General features: G+C 62.0%; 14 protein-coding genes, 2 tRNA genes, 3 rRNA genes and 1 riboswitch. Of the genes, 12 read left to right on the top strand and 7 right to left on the bottom strand.

Features of this window, described 5'->3' with window-relative positions:
- Positions 1–4 precede the first annotated feature (4 nt).
- The 7 genes from ACPTTF_RS18870 (at position 5) to ACPTTF_RS18900 (ending at position 8,341) form a co-directional block, all read left to right on the top strand.
- Entirely contained in the window at positions 5–556 is a 552-nt protein-coding gene (locus ACPTTF_RS18870; RefSeq protein WP_423367735.1) for a phosphonate degradation HD-domain oxygenase, read from the top strand.
- A 506-nt stretch (positions 557–1,062) separates the two neighbouring features.
- Positions 1,063–2,595 (top strand): 16S ribosomal RNA (locus ACPTTF_RS18875).
- Between the two features lie 62 nt (positions 2,596–2,657).
- Positions 2,658–2,734 (top strand) — tRNA-Ile (locus ACPTTF_RS18880).
- Between the two features lie 44 nt (positions 2,735–2,778).
- Positions 2,779–2,854: transfer RNA gene (locus ACPTTF_RS18885), tRNA-Ala, on the top strand.
- Between the two features lie 280 nt (positions 2,855–3,134).
- Positions 3,135–6,016 (top strand): 23S ribosomal RNA (locus ACPTTF_RS18890).
- A 154-nt stretch (positions 6,017–6,170) separates the two neighbouring features.
- Positions 6,171–6,283 (top strand): 5S ribosomal RNA (gene rrf, locus ACPTTF_RS18895).
- The 16S, 23S and 5S rRNA genes sit together here with 2 tRNA genes alongside, the layout of an rRNA operon.
- Before the next feature lie 633 nt (positions 6,284–6,916).
- Positions 6,917–8,341 carry a DHA2 family efflux MFS transporter permease subunit gene (locus ACPTTF_RS18900; protein WP_423369842.1) on the top strand — a complete coding sequence of 475 codons (1,425 nt, stop codon included), beginning with the start codon at positions 6,917–6,919 and terminating at the stop codon, positions 8,339–8,341.
- A gap of 595 nt (positions 8,342–8,936) precedes the next feature.
- Here the strand turns inward: ACPTTF_RS18900 and ACPTTF_RS18905 are convergent.
- The 3 genes from ACPTTF_RS18905 to ACPTTF_RS18915 form a co-directional block, all read right to left on the bottom strand.
- Complete coding sequence (locus ACPTTF_RS18905) at positions 8,937–9,680, bottom strand: 2OG-Fe(II) oxygenase (RefSeq protein WP_423369843.1); 744 nt, start codon at positions 9,678–9,680, stop codon at positions 8,937–8,939.
- 305 nt (positions 9,681–9,985) lie between these two features.
- Entirely contained in the window at positions 9,986–11,578 is a 1,593-nt protein-coding gene (locus tag ACPTTF_RS18910; RefSeq protein WP_423367736.1) for an inorganic phosphate transporter, read from the bottom strand.
- Between the two features lie 185 nt (positions 11,579–11,763).
- Positions 11,764–12,351, bottom strand: a complete 588-nt coding sequence (locus tag ACPTTF_RS18915) for a histidine phosphatase family protein (protein ID WP_423367737.1) — start codon at positions 12,349–12,351, stop codon at positions 11,764–11,766.
- Between the two features lie 50 nt (positions 12,352–12,401).
- Positions 12,402–12,540, top strand: a riboswitch (cobalamin riboswitch).
- 33 nt (positions 12,541–12,573) lie between these two features.
- On the opposite strand from ACPTTF_RS18915, the gene ACPTTF_RS18920 reads away from it, so the two are divergent.
- Both ACPTTF_RS18920 and ACPTTF_RS18925 read left to right on the top strand, forming a co-directional pair.
- Complete coding sequence (locus ACPTTF_RS18920; protein ID WP_006488502.1) at positions 12,574–12,783, top strand: CbtB domain-containing protein; 210 nt, start codon at positions 12,574–12,576, stop codon at positions 12,781–12,783.
- Between the two features lie 13 nt (positions 12,784–12,796).
- Positions 12,797–13,519, top strand: a complete 723-nt coding sequence (locus ACPTTF_RS18925) for a CbtA family protein (RefSeq protein ID WP_166966013.1) — start codon at positions 12,797–12,799, stop codon at positions 13,517–13,519.
- A 22-nt stretch (positions 13,520–13,541) separates the two neighbouring features.
- On the opposite strand, the gene ACPTTF_RS18930 is transcribed toward ACPTTF_RS18925, so the two are convergent.
- Entirely contained in the window at positions 13,542–14,450 is a 909-nt protein-coding gene (locus ACPTTF_RS18930) for a LysR family transcriptional regulator (RefSeq protein ID WP_423367738.1), read from the bottom strand.
- 125 nt (positions 14,451–14,575) lie between these two features.
- On the opposite strand from ACPTTF_RS18930, the gene metE reads away from it, so the two are divergent.
- Positions 14,576–16,870, top strand: a complete 2,295-nt coding sequence (gene metE / locus ACPTTF_RS18935; protein WP_423367739.1) for a 5-methyltetrahydropteroyltriglutamate--homocysteine S-methyltransferase — start codon at positions 14,576–14,578, stop codon at positions 16,868–16,870.
- Between the two features lie 170 nt (positions 16,871–17,040).
- Here the strand turns inward: metE and ACPTTF_RS18940 are convergent, their stop codons facing one another.
- Together ACPTTF_RS18940 and speB are read right to left on the bottom strand one after the other, a co-directional pair.
- Positions 17,041–18,366, bottom strand: coding sequence for an MFS transporter (locus ACPTTF_RS18940; RefSeq protein WP_423367740.1), 1,326 nt, complete (start codon positions 18,364–18,366; stop codon positions 17,041–17,043).
- A gap of 54 nt (positions 18,367–18,420) precedes the next feature.
- Entirely contained in the window at positions 18,421–19,377 is a 957-nt protein-coding gene (speB, locus tag ACPTTF_RS18945) for an agmatinase (RefSeq protein WP_011353980.1), read from the bottom strand.
- A 139-nt stretch (positions 19,378–19,516) separates the two neighbouring features.
- Between speB and ACPTTF_RS18950 the strand changes: the two genes are divergently transcribed.
- Positions 19,517–20,428, top strand: coding sequence for a LysR substrate-binding domain-containing protein (locus ACPTTF_RS18950; RefSeq protein ID WP_166966027.1), 912 nt, complete (start codon positions 19,517–19,519; stop codon positions 20,426–20,428).
- Between the two features lie 126 nt (positions 20,429–20,554).
- Here ACPTTF_RS18950 and ACPTTF_RS18955 read toward each other — a convergent pair whose 3' ends face one another.
- Positions 20,555–21,019 carry an Lrp/AsnC family transcriptional regulator gene (locus ACPTTF_RS18955; protein ID WP_043180815.1) on the bottom strand — a complete coding sequence of 155 codons (465 nt, stop codon included), beginning with the start codon at positions 21,017–21,019 and terminating at the stop codon, positions 20,555–20,557.
- A 134-nt stretch (positions 21,020–21,153) separates the two neighbouring features.
- Between ACPTTF_RS18955 and ACPTTF_RS18960 the strand changes: the two genes are divergently transcribed.
- The gene (locus ACPTTF_RS18960; RefSeq protein WP_166966006.1) at positions 21,154–21,780 is read left to right on the top strand and encodes a LysE family translocator; all 627 of its coding nucleotides are present in this window, start codon (positions 21,154–21,156) and stop codon (positions 21,778–21,780) included.
- The last annotated feature ends 140 nt before the right edge of the window (positions 21,781–21,920 follow it).

The raw sequence follows: 21,920 nt of genomic DNA on the forward strand, positions 1-21,920 counted from the left end.
ATGAATGGCATTGACGGTGGAAGAGATCCACGGGCTGTATCGTGAACATGGCCATGTGGCCTATAGCGGTGAACCGGTGACGCAGCTCGAGCATGCGTTGCAGAGCGGATTGCTGGCGGAAGAGGCGGGTGCGGACGAGGCACTGGTCGCGGCGGCGTTCCTGCATGACCTCGGGCATCTGTTGAATCGCCAGGGTGAGACGCCGAGCGCACGCGGGATCGACGATCTGCATCAGTATTATGTGCTGCCGTTCCTGCGGCCGCTGTTCTCCGACGCGGTGCTGGAGCCGATCCGGCTGCACGTCGACGCGAAGCGCTGCCTGTGCCGCACGGACGCCGGCTACTTCGAGAGCCTGTCGCCGGACTCGGTGCGCAGCCTCGCGCTGCAGGGCGGCATCTTCAGTGAAGAGGAGACGGCGGCATTCCTGCAGCGCCCGTTCGCGGAGGACGCACTGCGTCTGCGCCGCTGGGACGATACGGCGAAGGAAGAAGGAAAAGTGACGCCTGATCTCGATCACTATATGGAGATCGTCGGGCGCCAGGTGCGCGCGGCCTGACGGTTAGGCTGCCTGTATATAAGGCCCCGCACGCGATAGCGTGCGGGGCCTTATATTTTTTGCGAAACCCCTTGCGCAGTTCGACAAGCGTGCCTACAATCACGCCTCTTTCGCGCTAACGGAAACGCGGCGCGGAAGAGGGAAGCAGGGTTGGCGGTGTGCTGCAGTCTGGAGCGCGCAACTGGCCTGGAAGTTGAACCCCGCAGTCGCAACGATGGTGTAAAAAAGTTGTTGACGAGCTGCGAAACACGGTTCATAATCTCGCTTCTCTGCTGCTGAAAACGCAGCGCTGCTGAGAAACACGAAGTTCCTCGCAGAAATGTTCTTTAAAAATTAACAGCCGATAAGTGTGGGCGCTTGATGGCAGCGAGCTGATCCTCGGATCAGATAGCGAAAGTATCAAGAGTCTCACACTAAAGTAAGTCAGGTTTATGAAGTGATTCATATTCCTGTCAGCTTTGAGTGAGCGACCGGTTCTTAACTGAACCGAAAACAGTAACAGGTTTAAACTGAAGAGTTTGATCCTGGCTCAGATTGAACGCTGGCGGCATGCCTTACACATGCAAGTCGAACGGCAGCACGGGTGCTTGCACCTGGTGGCGAGTGGCGAACGGGTGAGTAATACATCGGAACATGTCCTGTAGTGGGGGATAGCCCGGCGAAAGCCGGATTAATACCGCATACGATCTACGGATGAAAGCGGGGGACCTTCGGGCCTCGCGCTATAGGGTTGGCCGATGGCTGATTAGCTAGTTGGTGGGGTAAAGGCCTACCAAGGCGACGATCAGTAGCTGGTCTGAGAGGACGACCAGCCACACTGGGACTGAGACACGGCCCAGACTCCTACGGGAGGCAGCAGTGGGGAATTTTGGACAATGGGCGAAAGCCTGATCCAGCAATGCCGCGTGTGTGAAGAAGGCCTTCGGGTTGTAAAGCACTTTTGTCCGGAAAGAAATCCTTGACCCTAATACGGTCGGGGGATGACGGTACCGGAAGAATAAGCACCGGCTAACTACGTGCCAGCAGCCGCGGTAATACGTAGGGTGCGAGCGTTAATCGGAATTACTGGGCGTAAAGCGTGCGCAGGCGGTTTGCTAAGACCGATGTGAAATCCCCGGGCTCAACCTGGGAACTGCATTGGTGACTGGCAGGCTAGAGTATGGCAGAGGGGGGTAGAATTCCACGTGTAGCAGTGAAATGCGTAGAGATGTGGAGGAATACCGATGGCGAAGGCAGCCCCCTGGGCCAATACTGACGCTCATGCACGAAAGCGTGGGGAGCAAACAGGATTAGATACCCTGGTAGTCCACGCCCTAAACGATGTCAACTAGTTGTTGGGGATTCATTTCCTTAGTAACGTAGCTAACGCGTGAAGTTGACCGCCTGGGGAGTACGGTCGCAAGATTAAAACTCAAAGGAATTGACGGGGACCCGCACAAGCGGTGGATGATGTGGATTAATTCGATGCAACGCGAAAAACCTTACCTACCCTTGACATGGTCGGAATCCTGCTGAGAGGTGGGAGTGCTCGAAAGAGAACCGGCGCACAGGTGCTGCATGGCTGTCGTCAGCTCGTGTCGTGAGATGTTGGGTTAAGTCCCGCAACGAGCGCAACCCTTGTCCTTAGTTGCTACGCAAGAGCACTCTAAGGAGACTGCCGGTGACAAACCGGAGGAAGGTGGGGATGACGTCAAGTCCTCATGGCCCTTATGGGTAGGGCTTCACACGTCATACAATGGTCGGAACAGAGGGTTGCCAACCCGCGAGGGGGAGCTAATCCCAGAAAACCGATCGTAGTCCGGATTGCACTCTGCAACTCGAGTGCATGAAGCTGGAATCGCTAGTAATCGCGGATCAGCATGCCGCGGTGAATACGTTCCCGGGTCTTGTACACACCGCCCGTCACACCATGGGAGTGGGTTTTACCAGAAGTGGCTAGTCTAACCGCAAGGAGGACGGTCACCACGGTAGGATTCATGACTGGGGTGAAGTCGTAACAAGGTAGCCGTATCGGAAGGTGCGGCTGGATCACCTCCTTTCCAGAGCTTCTCGCAAAATTGAGCGCTCACGCTTATCGGCTGTAAATTAAAGACAGACTCAGGGGTCTGTAGCTCAGTCGGTTAGAGCACCGTCTTGATAAGGCGGGGGTCGTTGGTTCGAATCCAACCAGACCCACCAATGTCTTGTCTGATGGTAGGTACCTGAGGTCATCTGTACTCAATGGGGGCATAGCTCAGCTGGGAGAGCACCTGCTTTGCAAGCAGGGGGTCGTCGGTTCGATCCCGTCTGCCTCCACCAATCACCAACGCTAAGGGCTTGGTTCATACGATGAACCGAGAATTTTGCATTGGCGATTGAGCCAGTCAGAGTGATACGTAGTATGTATCGGCTGTCGTTCTTTAACAATCTGGAAGAAGTAAGTAATTTGGATAGCGGAAGCGTCTTGAGATGGACGTGAAAGTTATCCGGGTTGTGATTGTATCGATGTATCTCAAGATGATTCGAACTCTATGTTTGACTCAATTGGAATACGGCACAACGCGAGAACTCAACCTGTAACGAGACAGACTCGTTATAGGGTCAAGCGAACAAGTGCATGTGGTGGATGCCTTGGCGATCACAGGCGATGAAGGACGCGGTAGCCTGCGAAAAGCTACGGGGAGCTGGCAAACAAGCTTTGATCCGTAGATGTCCGAATGGGGAAACCCACTCCTTTTGGAGTATCCATGGCTGAATACATAGGCCATGTGAAGCGAACGCGGTGAACTGAAACATCTAAGTAACCGCAGGAAAAGAAATCAACCGAGATTCCCAAAGTAGTGGCGAGCGAAATGGGATGAGCCTTGTACTCTTTATTTGTATTGTTAGCCGAACGCTCTGGAAAGTGCGGCCATAGCGGGTGATAGCCCCGTAGGCGAAAACAGTATGAAAGAACTAAGTGTACGACAAGTAGGGCGGGACACGTGAAATCCTGTCTGAAGATGGGGGGACCATCCTCCAAGGCTAAATACTCGTGATCGACCGATAGTGAACCAGTACCGTGAGGGAAAGGCGAAAAGAACCCCGGGAGGGGAGTGAAATAGATCCTGAAACCGCATGCATACAAACAGTCGGAGCCTCGTAAGGGGTGACGGCGTACCTTTTGTATAATGGGTCAGCGACTTACGTTCAGTAGCAAGCTTAACCGTATAGGGCAGGCGTAGCGAAAGCGAGTCCGAATAGGGCGTTCAGTTGCTGGGCGTAGACCCGAAACCAAGTGATCTATCCATGGCCAGGATGAAGGTGCGGTAACACGTACTGGAGGTCCGAACCCACTAACGTTGAAAAGTTAGGGGATGAGCTGTGGATAGGGGTGAAAGGCTAAACAAACTTGGAAATAGCTGGTTCTCTCCGAAAACTATTTAGGTAGTGCCTCGTGTCTCACCTTCGGGGGTAGAGCACTGTCATGGTTGGGGGGTCTATTGCAGATTACCCCGCCATAGCAAACTCCGAATACCGAAGAGTGCAATCACGGGAGACAGACATCGGGTGCTAACGTCCGGTGTCAAGAGGGAAACAACCCAGACCGCCAGCTAAGGTCCCCAAATATAGCTAAGTGGGAAACGAAGTGGGAAGGCTAAAACAGTCAGGAGGTTGGCTTAGAAGCAGCCACCCTTTAAAGAAAGCGTAATAGCTCACTGATCGAGTCGTCCTGCGCGGAAGATGTAACGGGGCTAAGCTATATACCGAAGCTGCGGATGCGTGCTTTGCACGCATGGTAGGAGAGCGTTCTGTAAGCCTGCGAAGGTGTCTCGGAAGGGATGCTGGAGGTATCAGAAGTGCGAATGCTGACATGAGTAGCGATAAAGGGGGTGAAAGGCCCCCTCGCCGTAAGCCCAAGGTTTCCTACGCAACGTTCATCGGCGTAGGGTGAGTCGGCCCCTAAGGCGAGGCAGAAATGCGTAGCTGATGGGAAGCAGGTCAATATTCCTGCACCATTGTTAGATGCGATGGGGGGACGGATCGCGGAAGGTTGTCCGGGTGTTGGAAGTCCCGGTCGCTGCATTGGAGAAGGCACTTAGGCAAATCCGGGTGCGTAATTCAAGGGTGTGGCGCGAGCTCCTTAGGGAGCGAAGCAATTGGAAGTGGTTCCAAGAAAAGCCTCTAAGCTTCAGTCTAACGATGACCGTACCGCAAACCGACACAGGTGGGCGAGATGAGTATTCTAAGGCGCTTGAGAGAACTCGGGAGAAGGAACTCGGCAAATTGGTACCGTAACTTCGGGATAAGGTACGCCCTTGTAGCTTGATGCCCCTGCGGGCAAAGGGTGAAGGGGTTGCAATAAACTGGTGGCTGCGACTGTTTAATAAAAACACAGCACTCTGCAAACACGAAAGTGGACGTATAGGGTGTGACGCCTGCCCGGTGCCGGAAGATTAAATGATGGGGTGCAAGCTCTTGATTGAAGTCCCGGTAAACGGCGGCCGTAACTATAACGGTCCTAAGGTAGCGAAATTCCTTGTCGGGTAAGTTCCGACCTGCACGAATGGCGTAACGATGGCCACACTGTCTCCTCCCGAGACTCAGCGAAGTTGAAGTGTTTGTGATGATGCAATCTACCCGCGGCTAGACGGAAAGACCCCATGAACCTTTACTGTAGCTTTGCATTGGACTTTGAACCGATCTGTGTAGGATAGGTGGGAGGCTATGAAACCGGAACGCTAGTTTCGGTGGAGCCGTCCTTGAAATACCACCCTGGTTTGTTTGAGGTTCTAACCTTGGCCCGTGATCCGGGTCGGGGACAGTGCATGGTAGGCAGTTTGACTGGGGCGGTCTCCTCCCAAAGCGTAACGGAGGAGTACGAAGGTACGCTAGGTACGGTCGGAAATCGTGCTGATAGTGCAATGGCATAAGCGTGCTTAACTGCGAGACCGACAAGTCGAGCAGGTGCGAAAGCAGGTCATAGTGATCCGGTGGTTCTGTATGGAAGGGCCATCGCTCAACGGATAAAAGGTACTCTGGGGATAACAGGCTGATACCGCCCAAGAGTTCATATCGACGGCGGTGTTTGGCACCTCGATGTCGGCTCATCTCATCCTGGGGCTGTAGCCGGTCCCAAGGGTATGGCTGTTCGCCATTTAAAGAGGTACGTGAGCTGGGTTTAAAACGTCGTGAGACAGTTTGGTCCCTATCTGCCGTGGGCGTTGGATATTTGAAGGGGGCTGCTCCTAGTACGAGAGGACCGGAGTGGACGAACCTCTGGTGTACCGGTTGTCACGCCAGTGGCATCGCCGGGTAGCTATGTTCGGAAGAGATAACCGCTGAAAGCATCTAAGCGGGAAACTCGCCTTAAGATGAGATATCCCTGGGGACTAGATCCCCTTGAAGGGTCGTTCGAGACCAGGACGTTGATAGGTCAGGTGTGTAAGCGCAGTAATGCGTTCAGCTAACTGATACTAATTGCCCGTAAGGCTTGATCCTATAACAAGTCTGCCTTGTAGATCGGCGCCGTGCGACAGCACTGGCCGCAAGATCCAGAGCGACAAGTTGGATTCTCGTGTGTGATACACACAACCTAAATTACTGCTTCTTCCAAGATTGGTTGTGCTGCGAAGCAGCGCAACAACCCTCTTTGCCTGATGACCATAGCGAGTCGGTCCCACCCCTTCCCATCCCGAACAGGACCGTGAAACGACTCTACGCCGATGATAGTGCGGATTCCCGTGTGAAAGTAGGTAATCGTCAGGCTCCCTAAGCCAAGAACCCCCGCCCGAAAGGCGGGGTTCTTGCATTTCGGCGACGGAAATACGTGGGGGATCGGGATGGGCCGCTAGGCTGCAGCTCGAGCTGGGGCCGGGGTGCGGATTCTCCAGGATTGCCATCTACGGGACAGCGCAAAAGGTGGTCGGCCCGATCGGCCTGGCCTCGCACCGCTAGCCGGCGCGGGCCGAGACCACCATTCAAACATCCAGCCACCCGCTGTTCACGACAATGGTGATCAGGTCGAGCGGCGGCCCCAGCACATACCTGACTCCTTCAGTTGGCGCCCAGCCAATATCGTTCTGTCTACAGGTGAAGTTGTAATGGCGGACGATGCACGACGTTCGTCGAAAATGCGCAATGAATGGTGCGTATTGGCGAAAGACTGCGTGAGTCATCCATTTTTCGACGTGCTGCGTCGACCTGATCGCAGGCGACACTCGGCGAGCACGGACTGAATTCCGCATGGAAATCTATGCGCATAAAGTCCGTTTACGCGACATGCGCTACAGAGCGGAGAGCAAGCCCTTCGGGGTAATATCGCCATTCGTCCCGATTCGCGGCGCTTGTCCACATCTGCCGGCGATCGGTGTTTTTCGCATTCCGTCTCCTGCATCGTTCATGACTGACAGCCCTGCCCAAGGTGGTCGGACGACCGACTTCTTGCCGTATCTCGTCGCCGCAACGTTCTTCATGGAGTACCTCGACACGACCGTGATCGCGACTGCGCTGCCGCAAATGGCGCGCTCGTTCGGCGTCGGGCCGAACGCGCTGAGCTTGGGGATGACGGCCTACATGCTGGCGCTGGCGGTGTTCATCCCGATCAGCGGCTGGATCGCGGACCGCTATGGCTCGCGCACGGTGTTCGCTAGTGCAATCGTCGTTTTTACCGGCGCGTCGGTGCTGTGCGGGTTGTCCGAGGGCGTCGTGACGTTCACGGCTGCACGGCTGCTGCAGGGCGTTGGCGGAGCAATGATGGTGCCGGTCGGACGGATGATCGTCGTGCGCAGCACCGAAAAGGCCAAGCTGATGCGAGCGATCACGACGATCACGTGGCCGGGCATCGTCGCGCCTGTCGTCGGGCCGCCGATCGGCGGCTTCATCACAACTTATGCGTCATGGCGCTGGATCTTCCTGCTGAATGTCCCGTTCGGTATTGCCGCGCTGGTCTGTACCTGGCTGATCGTCCGGAACACGCGGGCCGACCAGCAACGGCCGCTCGACTGGGTTGGATTCGTGCTGGCCGGTGGCGCATTGACTTGTCTGTTGATCGGTACAGAAGCGGCCGGCCAGCAGGATGTCGACTTCACGCGCGCGGGCGTCCTGGTGGGTGCGAGCGTGCTGTTCGGCGCGGCAGCGTGGTTGCATGCGCGACGCTGCGCGCATCCGCTGCTCGACTTCACCACGCTGAAGGTGCCGACCTTCTCGGTGACGGTGATCACCGGTTCGATCACGCGGATGGCGATCAACGCCGTGCCGTACCTGCTGCCGCTGTTGTTCCAGATCGGCTTCGGGCTGTCGCCGTTCCAGTCCGGCCTGTTGCTGCTCGCGAGCGCGCTCGGCAATCTTGGGATGAAGGCGGGAACGTCTTGGATTCTCGACCGATATGGCTTCCGGCGCGTTGCACTCGTCGACGTGACAATTGTCGGCATCTTCACGATTGCGTGCGGCTGGCTGACCGCGTCGACGCCGCTGACGATCACGCTGCTCGTCGTATTCGTCTACGGACTCACGCGGTCGATGCAGTTCACGACGCTCGCGACACTCGCCTATGCGGATATCCCGGCTCATCAGACGAGTGCAGCCAGCACGCTGTGGAGTGCCGCACAGCAAATGACGATCGGGATGGGGATCGCGTTCGGTGCGTTGTCGCTGCGGCTCGCGGCGTTGGTGCGCGGCGATGCTGCCGGCATGCATTACGTGCTCGACGATTTCCGCTGGGCATTTGTCGCGGCGGGCGTGCTCGCGCTGCTGACGTTGCCGGGCTATGCACGGCTCGCCTCCGATGCGGGCGACAGATTGCGGGCTAATGTAGCGCGAGGATAGGCCGATTTTCCGCCGACTTTGTGCTGCGACAGGTGCGTGTTTGGGCTCCTTGTCGCTCACTTCCCGATTCGGGAGACAGACTGCGGGCTAATGTAGCGTGCGGATAGGCTGATTTTCTGCCGACTTTGTGCTGCGACAGGTGCGTGTTTGGGCTCCTTGTCGCTCACTTCCCGATTCGGGAGACAGACTGCGGGTTAATGTAGCGCGCGGATAGGCTGATTTTCCGCCGACTTTGTGCTGCGACAGGTGCGTGTTTGGGCTCCTTGTCGCTCACTTCCCGATTCGGGAGACAGACTGCGGGTTAATGTAGCGCGAGGATAGACCGATTTTCCGCCGACTTTGTGCTGCGACAAGTGAGTGCCTGGGCTCACTGTCGCTCACTCGGAACATCGATCTATCGTGTCGTGAAGGTATCGCGGGAAGCGAAAGCGGTCATCCACCACAGCGGATGAACGAGCTGATCGCGCGGTGATACCCGTTCGCTAAGAACCCTGATCGATCACGCGCGATTGGCATGTCAGATGCGCGGCATTTCCCGCGTGGATCCGCGCGTATGATGGACGACATGGCAGCGTCGTGCATATCCCGATCGTCGTCACTGCGCGTCATGAAAGATGATGCCGACCGTGTGGCGGTGGCCGCTGCGGATCCGGCTCACGCCGTGGCGCAGGTTGACGCGATAGACGCTGCGCGTCCCCTGCACGGGTCTGCCGTGCACGGCGAAGATCACCGCGTCGCCTTGCATCAGCGGCACCACTTCCGCTCGTGATTGCATGCGTGGCCGCTGTTCCGTCAACATGAATTCCCCGCCCGTGAAATCGCGGCCGGGCGCCGACAGCAGGATCGCAACCTGCAGCGGAAACACGTGCTCGCCATAGAGATCCTGATGGAGGCAGTTGTAGTCGTCGGGACCGTATTGCAGGATCAGCGGCGTCGGTCGCGTCTGCCCCGCCGCATGGCAGCGATCGAGGAATGTCGTGTGGTCTTTCGGATAGCGGACGTCGATTCCGAGCGCCTGGTTCCAGCGATTCGCGATGGGTGCGAGATGCGGGTAGATCGTCGCGCGCAGCTCGGCAATGACCGCGGGCAGCGGGTACGCGAAATACTTGTATTCGCCACGGCCGAATCCGTGCCGTGCCATCACGACGCGCGAGCGATAGAGCGCATCGCGCGGATAGAGCGACGCGAGTGCTGCGCACTCGCTTGCCGAGATCAGGCTCGGCACGCGCGCGCATCCATAGCGATCGAGTTCGGCGCCGACAGTCGGCCAGTCGATGGCGTCGAGGCGTTGTGCGATGTCCGGCGATTCGACGGCAGGTGGCAGATCGGCGATGTTCACGGGCATCCCTCGGTTCGTCAGCGATGTGGCGCCGAACCGTGCGAAATGCTCGGAAGCATTGCGTGCGCGGTTGGAGCCACGAAGAAAGTCGATGAACCCAGTCTAGCGACGTTCGTGCGCAGGTGCGCTCCAGATCTTGCGCTTCAATTCGGAAGTGAAAGGAGAGGGCACGGGACGCGCACGGACACATCGAAGGCTGCGACGTATCAGTGCGGAGAAGCGGAGAAGCAGAGAAGCAGAGAAGCGAGCGGCGAATCTTCCACGACAGGCGGCCGGCTCACACCGGCCACCCGTCGCAACGCGAATCACGCCACCGACCGGAACAGCCAATAGAGCCCGCCGGCAAGCACGATCGACGCCGGTAACGTCAGCACCCACGCCAGCACGAGGCTGCGCACCGTGCTCCATTGCAGCCCGGAGCCGTTCGCCGCCATCGTGCCCGCGACGCCTGACGACAGCACGTGAGTCGTCGACACGGGCAATCCGTAAACGTCGGCCGCGCCGATCGTCAGCATAGCGACGAGTTCGGCCGACGCGCCCTGTCCGTACTTCAGATGCTGCTTGCCGATTTTCTCGCCGACGGTCACGACGATCCGCTTCCAGCCGACCATCGTGCCGAGGCCCAGTGCGATCGCGACCGCAACCTTCACCCATGTCGGAATGAACTTGGTCGCGTGGTCGAGCTGCTTGCGATAGTTGTCGATCGCGAGCTTGTCGTCGGCGGCGAACGCGGGCTGACCCGACTTCTCGATCAGGCGGATTGCTTCGGACACCAGATACATCGTATTGCGCACGTTGTCGATGTCGTGTTGCGGCACGGCCGCCATCGAGCCCGACGCGCCAACCGCGGTCGCGAGCGACGTGGACAACTGCTGAACGGCGGGGATCACGGCCGGCGTCAGTTCGCGATGCTGCACGTAAAGCTCGACGTCGGCGCGCGGGTTCGCAGACGGTGCGACGCCGTTCGTGTACTTCCCGAACGTCGTGGCTGCCTGGTTTGCGACCGCAACGAAGGTCTGCGTCTCGGCCGGCGTGACGGCCTTGTTCAGTGCATAGGCAGTCGGCACCGTACCGATCAGGATCAGCATGATGAGGCCCATCCCTTTCTGCCCGTCGTTCGAACCGTGCGCGAACGACACGCCCGTGCAGGTCAGGATCAGCAGGCAGCGAATCCAGAACGGCGGCGGCTGATCCTTCGGCGGTTCCTTGTACAACTCCGGAACCCGCACGAGGGCTTTCAGCACGAGCAGCAGCAGCGCGGCGCACAGGAAGCCGACGATCGGCGAGAACAGCAGCGACTTGCCGACGCCGAGCGCCTGGCCCCAGTCGACGCCGCTCGTGCCGGACGGCCCGTGCATCAACTGGTTCATCAGCCCGACGCCGATGATCGACCCGATCAGCGTATGCGAGCTCGACGACGGCAACCCGAAATACCAGGTCGCGAGGTTCCACACGATCGCGGCGATCAGCAGCGCGAACACCATCGCGAAGCCCGCGCCGCTGCCGACCTGCAGGATCAGCTCGACCGGCAGCAACTGCAGGATGCCGAACGCGACGGCGCCGCTCGAGACCATCACGCCGAGGAAGTTCCACATGCCGGACCAGATCACCGCGACGTTCGGCGTCAGCGAGTGCGTATAGATCACGGTGGCCACTGCGTTCGCGGTGTCGTGGAAACCGTTGACGAATTCGAAGCCGAGCGCGATCAGCAACGCGGCGCCGAGCATCAGGTACGGGAACAGCGATCCTTCGCGCACTGGCGACAGATCGTCGATCAGGTGCGTGGCGATATAGATCGCGCCGATCGCGAGCACCAGCAGGAAGACGGCATAGCCGAGCTGTCTGGTGCGCTCGACGGAACCCGGCGAGTTCGGGGCAGACGAAGCAGGTTGATTCATGACGGTATCTCGTAAGGGAACCGCGACTGATCCTAGCTTCGGCTAGCAGTCAGTTTGATGACAGCAGGGATGGCGAACGGTATGTCTTACGGCGACGTAAGGTGGTCGTCGCCATGCGATTGCGATACGACGCGGCACGTCGGCTTGCGTCGTGCGCGATATCGCGAACGCAACACGGCAGGAGGCTAGGTGGCAGTGTCGCGCCGATCGTCGTCGGCGATCAACTTCCATCCGTGCGGCGACGCAGCGAAGGTCGTGCACGACAGCGGCGCAACGTCGATGCGGGTTGCCGCGTCGGGATCCAGCTGCAGCGCATGCGCGACGGCCGCGCGAACGATCGGCGCATGCGTGACGGCGACGATGTCGCGGCCGTGTTGCAGCGCGTTCATCCATGCGCCGACGCGGCGCATGGCTGCGTCGAACGATTCGCCTCCGTGCGGCGACGCGGACGGATCGCCGATCCACGCGCTCAATTCGTCAGGCAGGTCGCGCGCGAGGTCGTGCAGCCGCTTGCCGCGCCAGTTCCGGTAGTCGACGTCGCGCAGTGCGTCGTCGATGTCGGCGCGTAGTCCGAATGCATCGGCGGTCTGCACCGCACAGCGGGCCGGGCTGCACAGCACGAGCGAGCCGGCGACGTCCGTCCAGCGGTTGCGCAGTGCCGCGGCTTCGGCGAGCCCGTGCGCGTCGAGCGGATCGTCGTCGGGAAACGTGCCGGTGCGCATCGCCCGGGTCGATGCGTGTGCGATCAGGCGCAGCGAGGCATGCATGTTCATGTCGGTTTTCGGGGGCTCCGGGGCGGGACGCGATCGCCACCGTGCGATTACTTCAATACGCGAACGTTCGCGCGTACAATTCGCCCGATACGAAACGCGGAAGCCGGTGCAATTCCGGCGCGGTCGCGCCACTGTAACCGGGGAATCCATGATCCCGGAAGCCAGACCTGCCTTCGTACCCATTCAACATTTGCCGGGGCGCGATTCCCCTGAGGTGCATCCATGAGCGAAGCAGTGCTGAAGCCGGCGGTCGTGCCGGCGCCCATCCCCGTCCGTGAACTGTTGCCGTGGGCCGTGTTCGTCGGCCTGATCCTGTTGCTCGCCCTTTATTTCGTGGGTGCGGAACAAGGTGCGACGTCACTCGTGCCGGGCATGTACGTCCACGAATTCGTCCACGACGGCCGCCATCTGCTCGGCTTCCCCTGCCACTGACGCGGAGTTCATGATGGTCGGAAAGCTGCTCATGCGCGGGATGCTCGCAGGCATCGCCGCAGGCCTCCTCACGTTCGGTTTCGCGAGAGTCGTCGGCGAACCGCAAGTCGATCAGGCAATCTCCTTCGAAGAAAAAGCCGACGCCGCCAAGGGCGACGCACCGGAGCCCGAGCTGGTCAGCCGCCACACGCAGGCCGGCCTCGGTCTGCTGACGGGCGTCGTGACCTACGGCGCGGCATTCGGCGGGCTGTTCTCGCTGGTCTTCGCGTATGCCTACGGGCGAGGCAGCCGCCTCCGGGCACGGCCGCTGGCCGCCTGGCTCGCACTGGCGTCATTCGTCGCGCTCGTGATCGTGCCGAACCTCAAGTACCCGGCCAATCCGCCGTCGGTCGGCGATCCCGACACGATCGGCTATCGCACTGGCCTGTTCTTCCTGATGATCGCGATCTCGGTCGCGACGATGGTGTTCTCGGTCAGCGTGCGCCGCCATTTGCTGGCGAAGCTCGGCCAGTGGAACGCGTCGATCGTCGCCGGGCTCGTGTTTGTCGCGATCATCGCGGCCGTGCAGATCGGGCTGCCGTCGATCAGCGAGTTACCGGCCGATTTCCCGGCGGCCTTGCTGTGGAAGTTCCGCGTTGCGGCGATCGGCATGCAGGTGATCATGTGGACGACGATCGGCCTGCTGTTCGGCGCATGGGTCGAGCGCGGCGAACGCACCGGCCTGCGCGCCGCCTGACGCGCATTGCAACGGGGCGCGCCTAGCGCAGCATGCGCGGCGCGCTCCCGGTCGATTCGCGCGCCAGCGCGACGAACGCGGCCAGATAGTCGATCGACGCATCCGCCTCGCGGATGCCGAGGAAGATCTGCTTCGCGATTCCCTTCTTGCCGAGCTTGACCGGCACGACCGGCATCCGGTCGGCGTATTCGTCGGCCAGCCATCTCGGCAGCGCGGCCACGCCGCGCTCGCTCGCCACCATCTGCAGCATGATGTCGGTCGTCTCGATCGACTTGTGCCGCCTCGGTACGATGCCGGCCGGCGTCAGGAACTGGTTGTAGATGTCGAGCCGGTCGGTCTCGACCGGGTAGGTGATCAGGATCTCGTCGGTCAATTGCTCGGGTGTCACGTAGTCGGCGTTCGCGAACCGGTGTGAGTCGGCGACCACCAGCACCTGCTCGTAGTCGAACACAGGGTCGAAGCGCAGGCCCGGCTTGTTCAGCGGATCGGGCGTCACGAGCACGTCGATGCCATAGCCGAACAGAGCGCCGATGCCGCCGAACTGGAAGCGCTGCTTCACGTCCACGTCGACGTCGGGCCAGCGCGACAGGTACGGCGACACGACCTTCAGCAGCCACTGGTAGCACGGGTGGCACTCCATCCCGATGCGCAGCGTGCCGCGCTCGCCCTTCGCGTACTGCTTCATCCGCTCCTCTGCGAGCTCGAACTGCGGCAGCAGCCGGTTCGCCAGCTTCAGCAGATACTGCCCGCCCTGGGTAAGCCGCAGGCCGCGACCTTCCCGATCCCAGATCGGCGTGCCGAGCTGCTGCTCGATTTTCCGGACGGTATGGCTGAGTGCCGATTGCGTGAGGTGCAGCGTATTGGCGGCCGCGGTCAGCGAGCCCTGACGCTCGACCTCACGAATGACGACGAGATGGAATCGTTCCAGCATGGATATCGCTCGCGTAACAGATGCATGAGCAACTTTAATGGATGAATGAAATAATGCCATTTTATTTCATGGTTTGAAATCCCTATGATGGCTGCCGGATCTTCACTTCTTCTGGACGGCAGCTCATGGTCACGACACACAACCTCGGTTTCCCGCGCATCGGTGCGAAGCGCGAACTCAAGTTCGGTCTCGAACGCTACTGGAAGGGCGAATCGTCGCGCGACGAGCTGAAGGCGCTCGGCGCCGAGTTGCGGCAGCGTCACTGGAACGACCAGCGCGACCTGGGCCTGGCCCCGATCGGTGACTTCGCGTTCTACGATCAGGTGCTCGACATGAGCTTCACGCTCGGTAACCTGCCGAAGCGCGTGCAGGATTTCCATGGCGATGCGCTCGACAACTATTTCCGCGTCGCGCGCGGCCGTTCGGCACAGTCGGCGGAAGAACATGCGGCGTGCTGCGGCGGCGTCGCGGCCGGCGAAATGACGAAGTGGTTCGATACGAACTACCACTACATCGTCCCGGAATTCCACGCGGACACGAATTTCTCGCTCGACCCGTCGCGCCTGTTGCAGCAACTGGCTGAAGCGAAGGCGCAGGGCGTGAACGCGAAGCCGGTGATCATCGGCCCCGTCACGTACCTGTGGCTCGGCAAAGCGAAGGACGATTCCGACCGCCTCGCGCTGCTGCCGAAGCTGCTGCCCGTGTACGGCGCGCTGCTCGACACGCTGACCGCGCAGGGCGTCGAATGGGTGCAGATCGACGAGCCGATTCTCGTCACCGAACTCGACGCCGAGTGGCGTCAGGCATTACGCACCGCCTATGAGGCGCTGGAAACGCGCCGCATCAAGCTGTTGCTCGCCACCTACTTCGGCCAGCTTCATGACAACCTGACGCTCGCGGCTTCGCTGCCGGTCGACGGCCTGCATGTCGATGCCATCAACGCCCGCGACGAAGTCGACGCGCTGGTGCGCGAACTGCCGGCCGAGCGCGTGCTGTCGGTTGGCGCGATCAACGGTCGCAACATCTGGAAGACGGACCTGAACGCGACGCTCGACTGGCTCGAACCGCTCGCGAAGCAACTGGGCGAGCGCCTGTGGGTCGCACCGTCGTGCTCGCTGCTGCACGTGCCGGTGGATCTCGCGAGCGAGGAGAAGCTCGATGCGGAAATCCGCTCGTGGCTCGCGTTCACGCTGCAGAAGCTCGACGAGCTGAAGGTGCTCGCGACCGCGCTGAACGAAGGCCGCGACAAGGTGGCCGATGCACTGGCCGCGAACGCTGCCGCGATCCATTCGCGCCGCAACTCGCCGCGCGTGAACAACCCGGCGGTGAAGGCCGCGATCGCGCGGATCGACGCGCAGCTCGGCAACCGCGTGAGCCCCTATACGCAGCGTGCGCCGAAGCAGTCGGCGCGACTGAACCTGCCGGCGTTCCCGACGACGACGATCGGCTCGTTCCCGCAGACCGGCGAAATCCGTCACGCGCGCAGCCAGTTCAAGGCCGGCGCGCTGGACGATGCGGGCTACCGGGCCGCGATGCAGGCTGAAATCGAACGCAGCGTGCGCGAGCAGGAAGCACTGGAACTCGACGTGCTGGTGCACGGCGAAGCCGAGCGCAACGACATGGTCGAATACTTCGGCGAACAGCTCGACGGCTACGCGTTCAGCCAGTTCGGCTGGGTGCAGTCGTACGGTTCGCGCTGCGTGAAGCCGCCGATCCTGTTCGGCGATATCAGCCGCCCGAAGGCGATGACGGTCGAATGGATCACGTATGCGCAGTCGCTGACGAACAAGCCGATGAAGGGGATGCTGACCGGCCCGGTGACGATCCTGAACTGGTCGTTCGTGCGCGATGACCAGCCGCGCTCGGTGTCGTGCTACCAGCTCGCGCTTGCGATCCGCGAGGAGGTACTCGATCTCGAGAAGGCCGGCGTGCGCGTGATCCAGATCGACGAGGCCGCGCTGCGCGAAGGGCTGCCGCTGCGCCGCGCGCAATGGGGCGAGTACCTGCGCTGGGCGGTCGAATCGTTCCGCATCACTGCGAACGGCGTGCAGGACGATACGCAGATCCACACGCACATGTGCTATTCGGAGTTCAACGACATCATCGCGTCGATCGCCGACATGGATGCGGACGTGATCACGATCGAGACGTCGCGCTCGGACATGGAGCTGCTCGACGCGTTCGACAACTTCAAGTATCCGAACGAAATCGGGCCGGGCGTGTACGACATCCATTCGCCGAACATCCCGACGCAGGCGCATATCGTCGGCCTGATGAAGAAGGCGGCCGAACGGATTCCGGCGGAGCGCCTGTGGGTGAACCCGGATTGCGGCCTGAAGACGCGCCAGTGGGCGGAAGTGATCCCGGCGCTGACGAACATGGTCGCCGCCGCGAAGACGCTGCGCAGCCAGGTGCATTGACGCGGGCAACGCGGGCCTGTCGTATTGCGCGCTCGGTGGCATGCGCAACGCGATGCCTGCCTTGCGCTCGTACTTCCGTACGGGCAAATGAAAAAGGGCAGCGCGGTGCGCTGCCCTTGCTTGCGACGACCGGGCGGGCGGGTGAAGCTGCCTGCGCCGGTGCGCGGGTATTACACGGTGCGCGCGCCGCGCGGCAGCGCGTCGTCCTGCTTGCGGGGCGCACCGGCATCGTCGATGCTGACGCGGCGCGAGATCAGCCACACGCACAGCGACGACAGCACGGCGGCACTCGTGTACTGGATCGCGAGCGGCCACCATTGCGGCGCGGTGTTCTGCGCGATGATGGTCGCCACCAGCGGCGTGAGGCCGCCGGCGAGCGCGCCGCACACCTGGTAGGCGATCGAGATCGCCGTGTAGCGGATGCGTGCGACGAAGATGCCGCTGACGAAGCCCGCGACCACCGAGTAATAGCCCGATTCCGCGAGTGTCGCGAGGCCGACGCCGACCGTGATCGACAGCGGCGTGCCCATGTGCACGAGCGGCAGCATGACGAACGGGACGATCGCGGCCCATGCGCCGGTGATCAGCAGCACGCGCGTGGTGCCGAAGCGCTGCGCGAGGAACGCGGCCGCGAGCTGCACGACGAACTGCAGCACCGCGACAATCGTCATGCAATGCAGCACCATCGACCGGTCGAGCGACAGGAATTGCGTCGCGTAGCTGATCATGAAGATGTTGCTGAAATACACGCCGGCGATGCCGTACACGTTCGCGCCGATCGCGAGCAGCAGCAGCGGCCAGTACTTGAGCGCTTCACGCAGCGGCTTTTGCGCGATGTTGCCGCTCTTCTTGATTTCCTCGAACTCGGGCGACTCCGACACGCTTGCACGGATCACGAAGCCGACGATCAGCAGTACGGAACTCGCGAGGAACGGCACGCGCCAGCCCCAGCTCATCATGTCTTCCTTCGACAGCGTGCTGATCGCGCCGAACGCGAGCATCGACAGGATCAGGCCGCTCGCGCTGCCGAGCTGCGCGAACGATGCGAAGAAGGTCCGCTTGCCTTCCGGCGCATGCTCGCCGGCGAGCAGCACCGCGCCGCCCCATTCGCCACCGACCGCGATGCCTTGCAGCACCCGCATCAGCACGAGCAGGATCGGTGCGATCACACCGGCTTGCGCATGGGTCGGCAGCAGGCCGATCGCGACCGTCGACACGGCCATCAGCATCAACGTCGCGAGCAGCGAGCGCTTGCGGCCGAAGCGGTCGCCGAGATAGCCGAACATCACGCCGCCGAGCGGCCGCGCGAAGAAGCCGACCGCGAACGAGCCGAACGATGCGAGCAGGCTGATGAAGCGGTTTTCGCCGGGAAAGAACAGCGGCCCGAACACGATGGCGGCGGCGGTCGCGTAGCTATAGAAGTCGTACCACTCGATCGTGGTGCCGACGAACGACGCGAGCGCCGCCCGCTTGGGTTGCTTGACGGAAGTCCCCATCTTTATGTGTGCTCCTCTGGAATCCTTTGATTTGGAATAGTGGTGGTGCCGGGATCAGTCGCGGTACGCGACGCCCGGCAGCACGCACAGCAGCTCGTACGCGAGGTTCGCGCCGAGCAGCGCCGTGGTGCCGAACGGGTCGTACGGCGGCGCGACTTCGACGAGATCGCAACCGACGATGTTCAGCCCCTTCGCGCCGCGGATGATCTCGAGTGCCTGCGGCACCGTGAGGCCCGCGATTTCCGGCGTGCCGGTGCCCGGCGCGTAGGCCGGGTCGATGCCGTCGATGTCGAAGCTGATGTAGACGGGCGTATCGCCGACGCGTGCGCGCACTTCTTCCATCAGCGGCGCGAGCGACTTGTTCCAACATTCCTCGGCCTGGACGACGCGGAAGCCCTGCTCGCGGCACCAGTCGAAATCCTCGGCGGCGTAACCCGTGCCGCGCAGGCCGATCTGCGTGACCTTGTCGCCGTGCAGCAGGCCTTCCTCGACCGCGCGGCGGAACGGCGTGCCGTGCGCGATCTTTTCACCCATCATCGTGTCGTTCACGTCGGCGTGTGCGTCGACGTGGATCAATGCAACCTTGCCGTGCTTGCGGTGGATCGCGCGCAGGATCGGCAGCGCGATCGTATGGTCGCCGCCGAGCGTGATCGGCTTGCAGTCGTGTTCGAGGATCGCGTCGTACGCGGCTTCGATGCGCGCGATGGAATCGTGCAGGTTGTACGGATTGATCGCGACGTCGCCGATGTCGGCGATCTGCAGCGAATCGAAGGGGGCTGCGCGCGTCGCCATGTTGTACGGGCGCAGCAGCACGGATTCGGTGCGGATCTGGCGCGGGCCGAAGCGCGCGCCGGTGCGGTTGGAGGTGCCGAGATCGAATGGCACGCCGACGAAACAGGCGTCGAGGCCTTCGGCGCTCGCCACGTGCGGCAGGCGCATCATCGTCGCGATGCCGCCGCAGCGCGGCATTTCATTGCCGCCGAGCGGCTGGAAATGGGTGTGGTCGTTCATGGGCTGTCTCTTCCGATGTGGGGTTGCCGTATCATCCGACGCGGCTTGGCGCACAGTTTTACGCGCTCAGCCGGGAAAGAAGAATGCGAAGATATCGACGTAAACATCGATTTTCATCGATGTATAGAAGGGGATGAACGTGCTGGGAAATCTGTCGACCCTCGATCTGCGGCTGATCCGCGTGTTTCTCGCGGTCACGGATGCGGGCGGTGTGTCGGCCGCCCAGGCCGTGCTGAACGTCGGGCAGTCGACGATCAGCGCGCAGCTTTCGTCGCTCGAAACGCGGCTCGGCTACCGGCTCTGCGAGCGCGGCCGCAGCGGTTTCCGGCTCACGCCGAAGGGCGAGCGGTTCCACGCGATGAGCCGCAAGCTGCTCGCGGCGCTCGACGAATTCGGGATGGCCGCGCGGCACATGGACCGCCAACTGGTCGGCACGCTGCACATCGGCCTGATCGGCCATACGCCGGTAAGCCAGAACGCGCGGATCGCCGAGGCGATCGCCGCGTTCCGCACGCGCGACGAGGCCGTGCGTTTCTCGATCTCCGTGCGCGCGCCGGGCGATCTCGAAGAGAAACTGCTGAGCGACGAGATCCAGATCGCGGTCGGCTACTTCTGGCACCGGGTGCCGTCGCTGCACTACACGCCGCTGTTCATCGAGCGCCAGGTCGCGTACTGCGGCCGCGGCCATCCGCTGTTCGACGGCGCCGGCGCGCTGACGCCGGCCGACGTCGCGGGCTTCGAATGGGCGTGGCGCTCGTATCCGTTACCCGAAGCGCAGATGTCGACGACGCCCGACCGCGTGACCGCGACGGCCGACAACATGGAGGCCGTCGCGCTGCTGATCCTGTCCGGCCACCACCTCGGCTATCTGCCGCAGCACTTCGCGGCGCCTTACGTCGCGCAGGGGCTGCTCACGCCGCTCAATCCGGAGCAACTGCGCTACGACGTCACGTTCCACATGGTCGTCGCGCGCAACGGGCGCGGCAATCCGCTCGTGGAAGCGTTTCTCGAGGATCTCGAACGCGCACACCAACCGTCCGACATCGCGTAGGCCGCCGGCATCAACAATGTCAGCGAGTGTTGCAGCGACGCGGCCCGATGCGGCCCACATCGATCGGCGTCGAAGTGACAAATCGGGCGTCGGGCGCGGCGCGCGTGTGCCGTCCGCCCGCCGGCATCACGGTACCGGCAGCCCCGCGTCGTGCTTGACCTCGCGCAGCGACAGTGCCGATTCGATCGACGTCACGCCCGGCAGCATCCGCAGCGATTCGCGCAGGAACGTGCCGTAATCGTCGAGATCGCGCGCCACGACCTGCAGCAGATAGTCGGCGGTGCCCGCCACGTTGTGGCACGCCAGGATCCGCTCGATGCCGAGCACTTCCCGCTCGAAGCGGTCGGCGGTCTTGCGGTCGTGCGTCGCGAACCGCACGAGCACGAATGCAACGACGCCGAAGCCGAGCGCCTGGCGCGACAGCTGCGCGCGGTAGCGCTCGATGTAGCCGTCGGTTTCGAGGCGCTTCAGGCGGCGCGCGCAAGGGGTCTCGGAGAGGCCCACGGTGTCGGCGAGGCGGGCGATCGGCAGGCGGCCGTCGCGCTGCACCGCGGCAAGGATGGCGCGGTCGGTTTTGTCGAGTTCGGTCATGGTGGCGGATTCCTGGTGCGGATTCGACGATTGTGGCGGATTCCCCTACGAATCGCCAATCCTGAGCCAAAGATGGCCAATAATCCCTCGCACTCTGGCGGCAACATATCGCCGTAAGAGGACAGGGGCAGACCATGATTTCCACGCATTTGCTGTTGATTTATCTCGCCGCGCTGGCGGCCATCTACGCGGTGCCGGGGCCGGACATGGCGCTCGTGCTGCAGACCAGCATCGGCCGCGGCGTGCGGCCGGGGATGGCGGCCGCCGCCGGCCTGTCGCTCGCCCGCACCGCGCACGTGACGCTGTCCGCCTGCGGCGTCGCGGCGCTGATCCGCAGCGCGCCGTGGCTGTACGAAGTGATTCGCTACGGCGGCGCGCTTTATCTCGCCTATGTCGCGATCCAGGTGTTCCGTTCGCCCGTGTTCGCGCTCGGCGACGGCGAAGCGGCGGCCACGGCGGGCGAGTTGCGCCAGTCGTTCGTGAAGGGCCTGCTCACCAACCTGCTGAACCCGAAGGCGCTGTTGTTCTGCTCGGTGCTGCTGCCGCAGTTCGTGCGCCCCGAGGCCGGGCCGGTCGTGCTGCAGATGTTCGAGCTGGGCGCGCTGCTGGTGGCCGCCGGCGTGTGCTTCGACCTCGCGTGCGTGTTCGGCGCGTCGCGGATCGCCGCGTGGATGCGGGCGCATCCGCTCGCGCAGACGGTGCAGCGCTGGACGTTTTCCGCGGCGCTGATCGGCTTTGCGCTGCGCCTGTCGATGGACTGAGTGCCGCTGCGGTGTTGCGCCCGCGCAGGTCGCGCGGCGTGTCGCCGCAGCGGATGAGGGCCGCGCGCAACGCCGGCCCGCGCGTGCGCCCCGCCGCAGAAGGACGTGCGCGCAAATCGTCTGACTGTTCTAAACTCCCT

Source organism: Burkholderia crassaminum, assembly GCF_964265005.1.
In the GTDB taxonomy this organism is placed as follows: Bacteria; Pseudomonadota; Gammaproteobacteria; order Burkholderiales; family Burkholderiaceae; genus Burkholderia.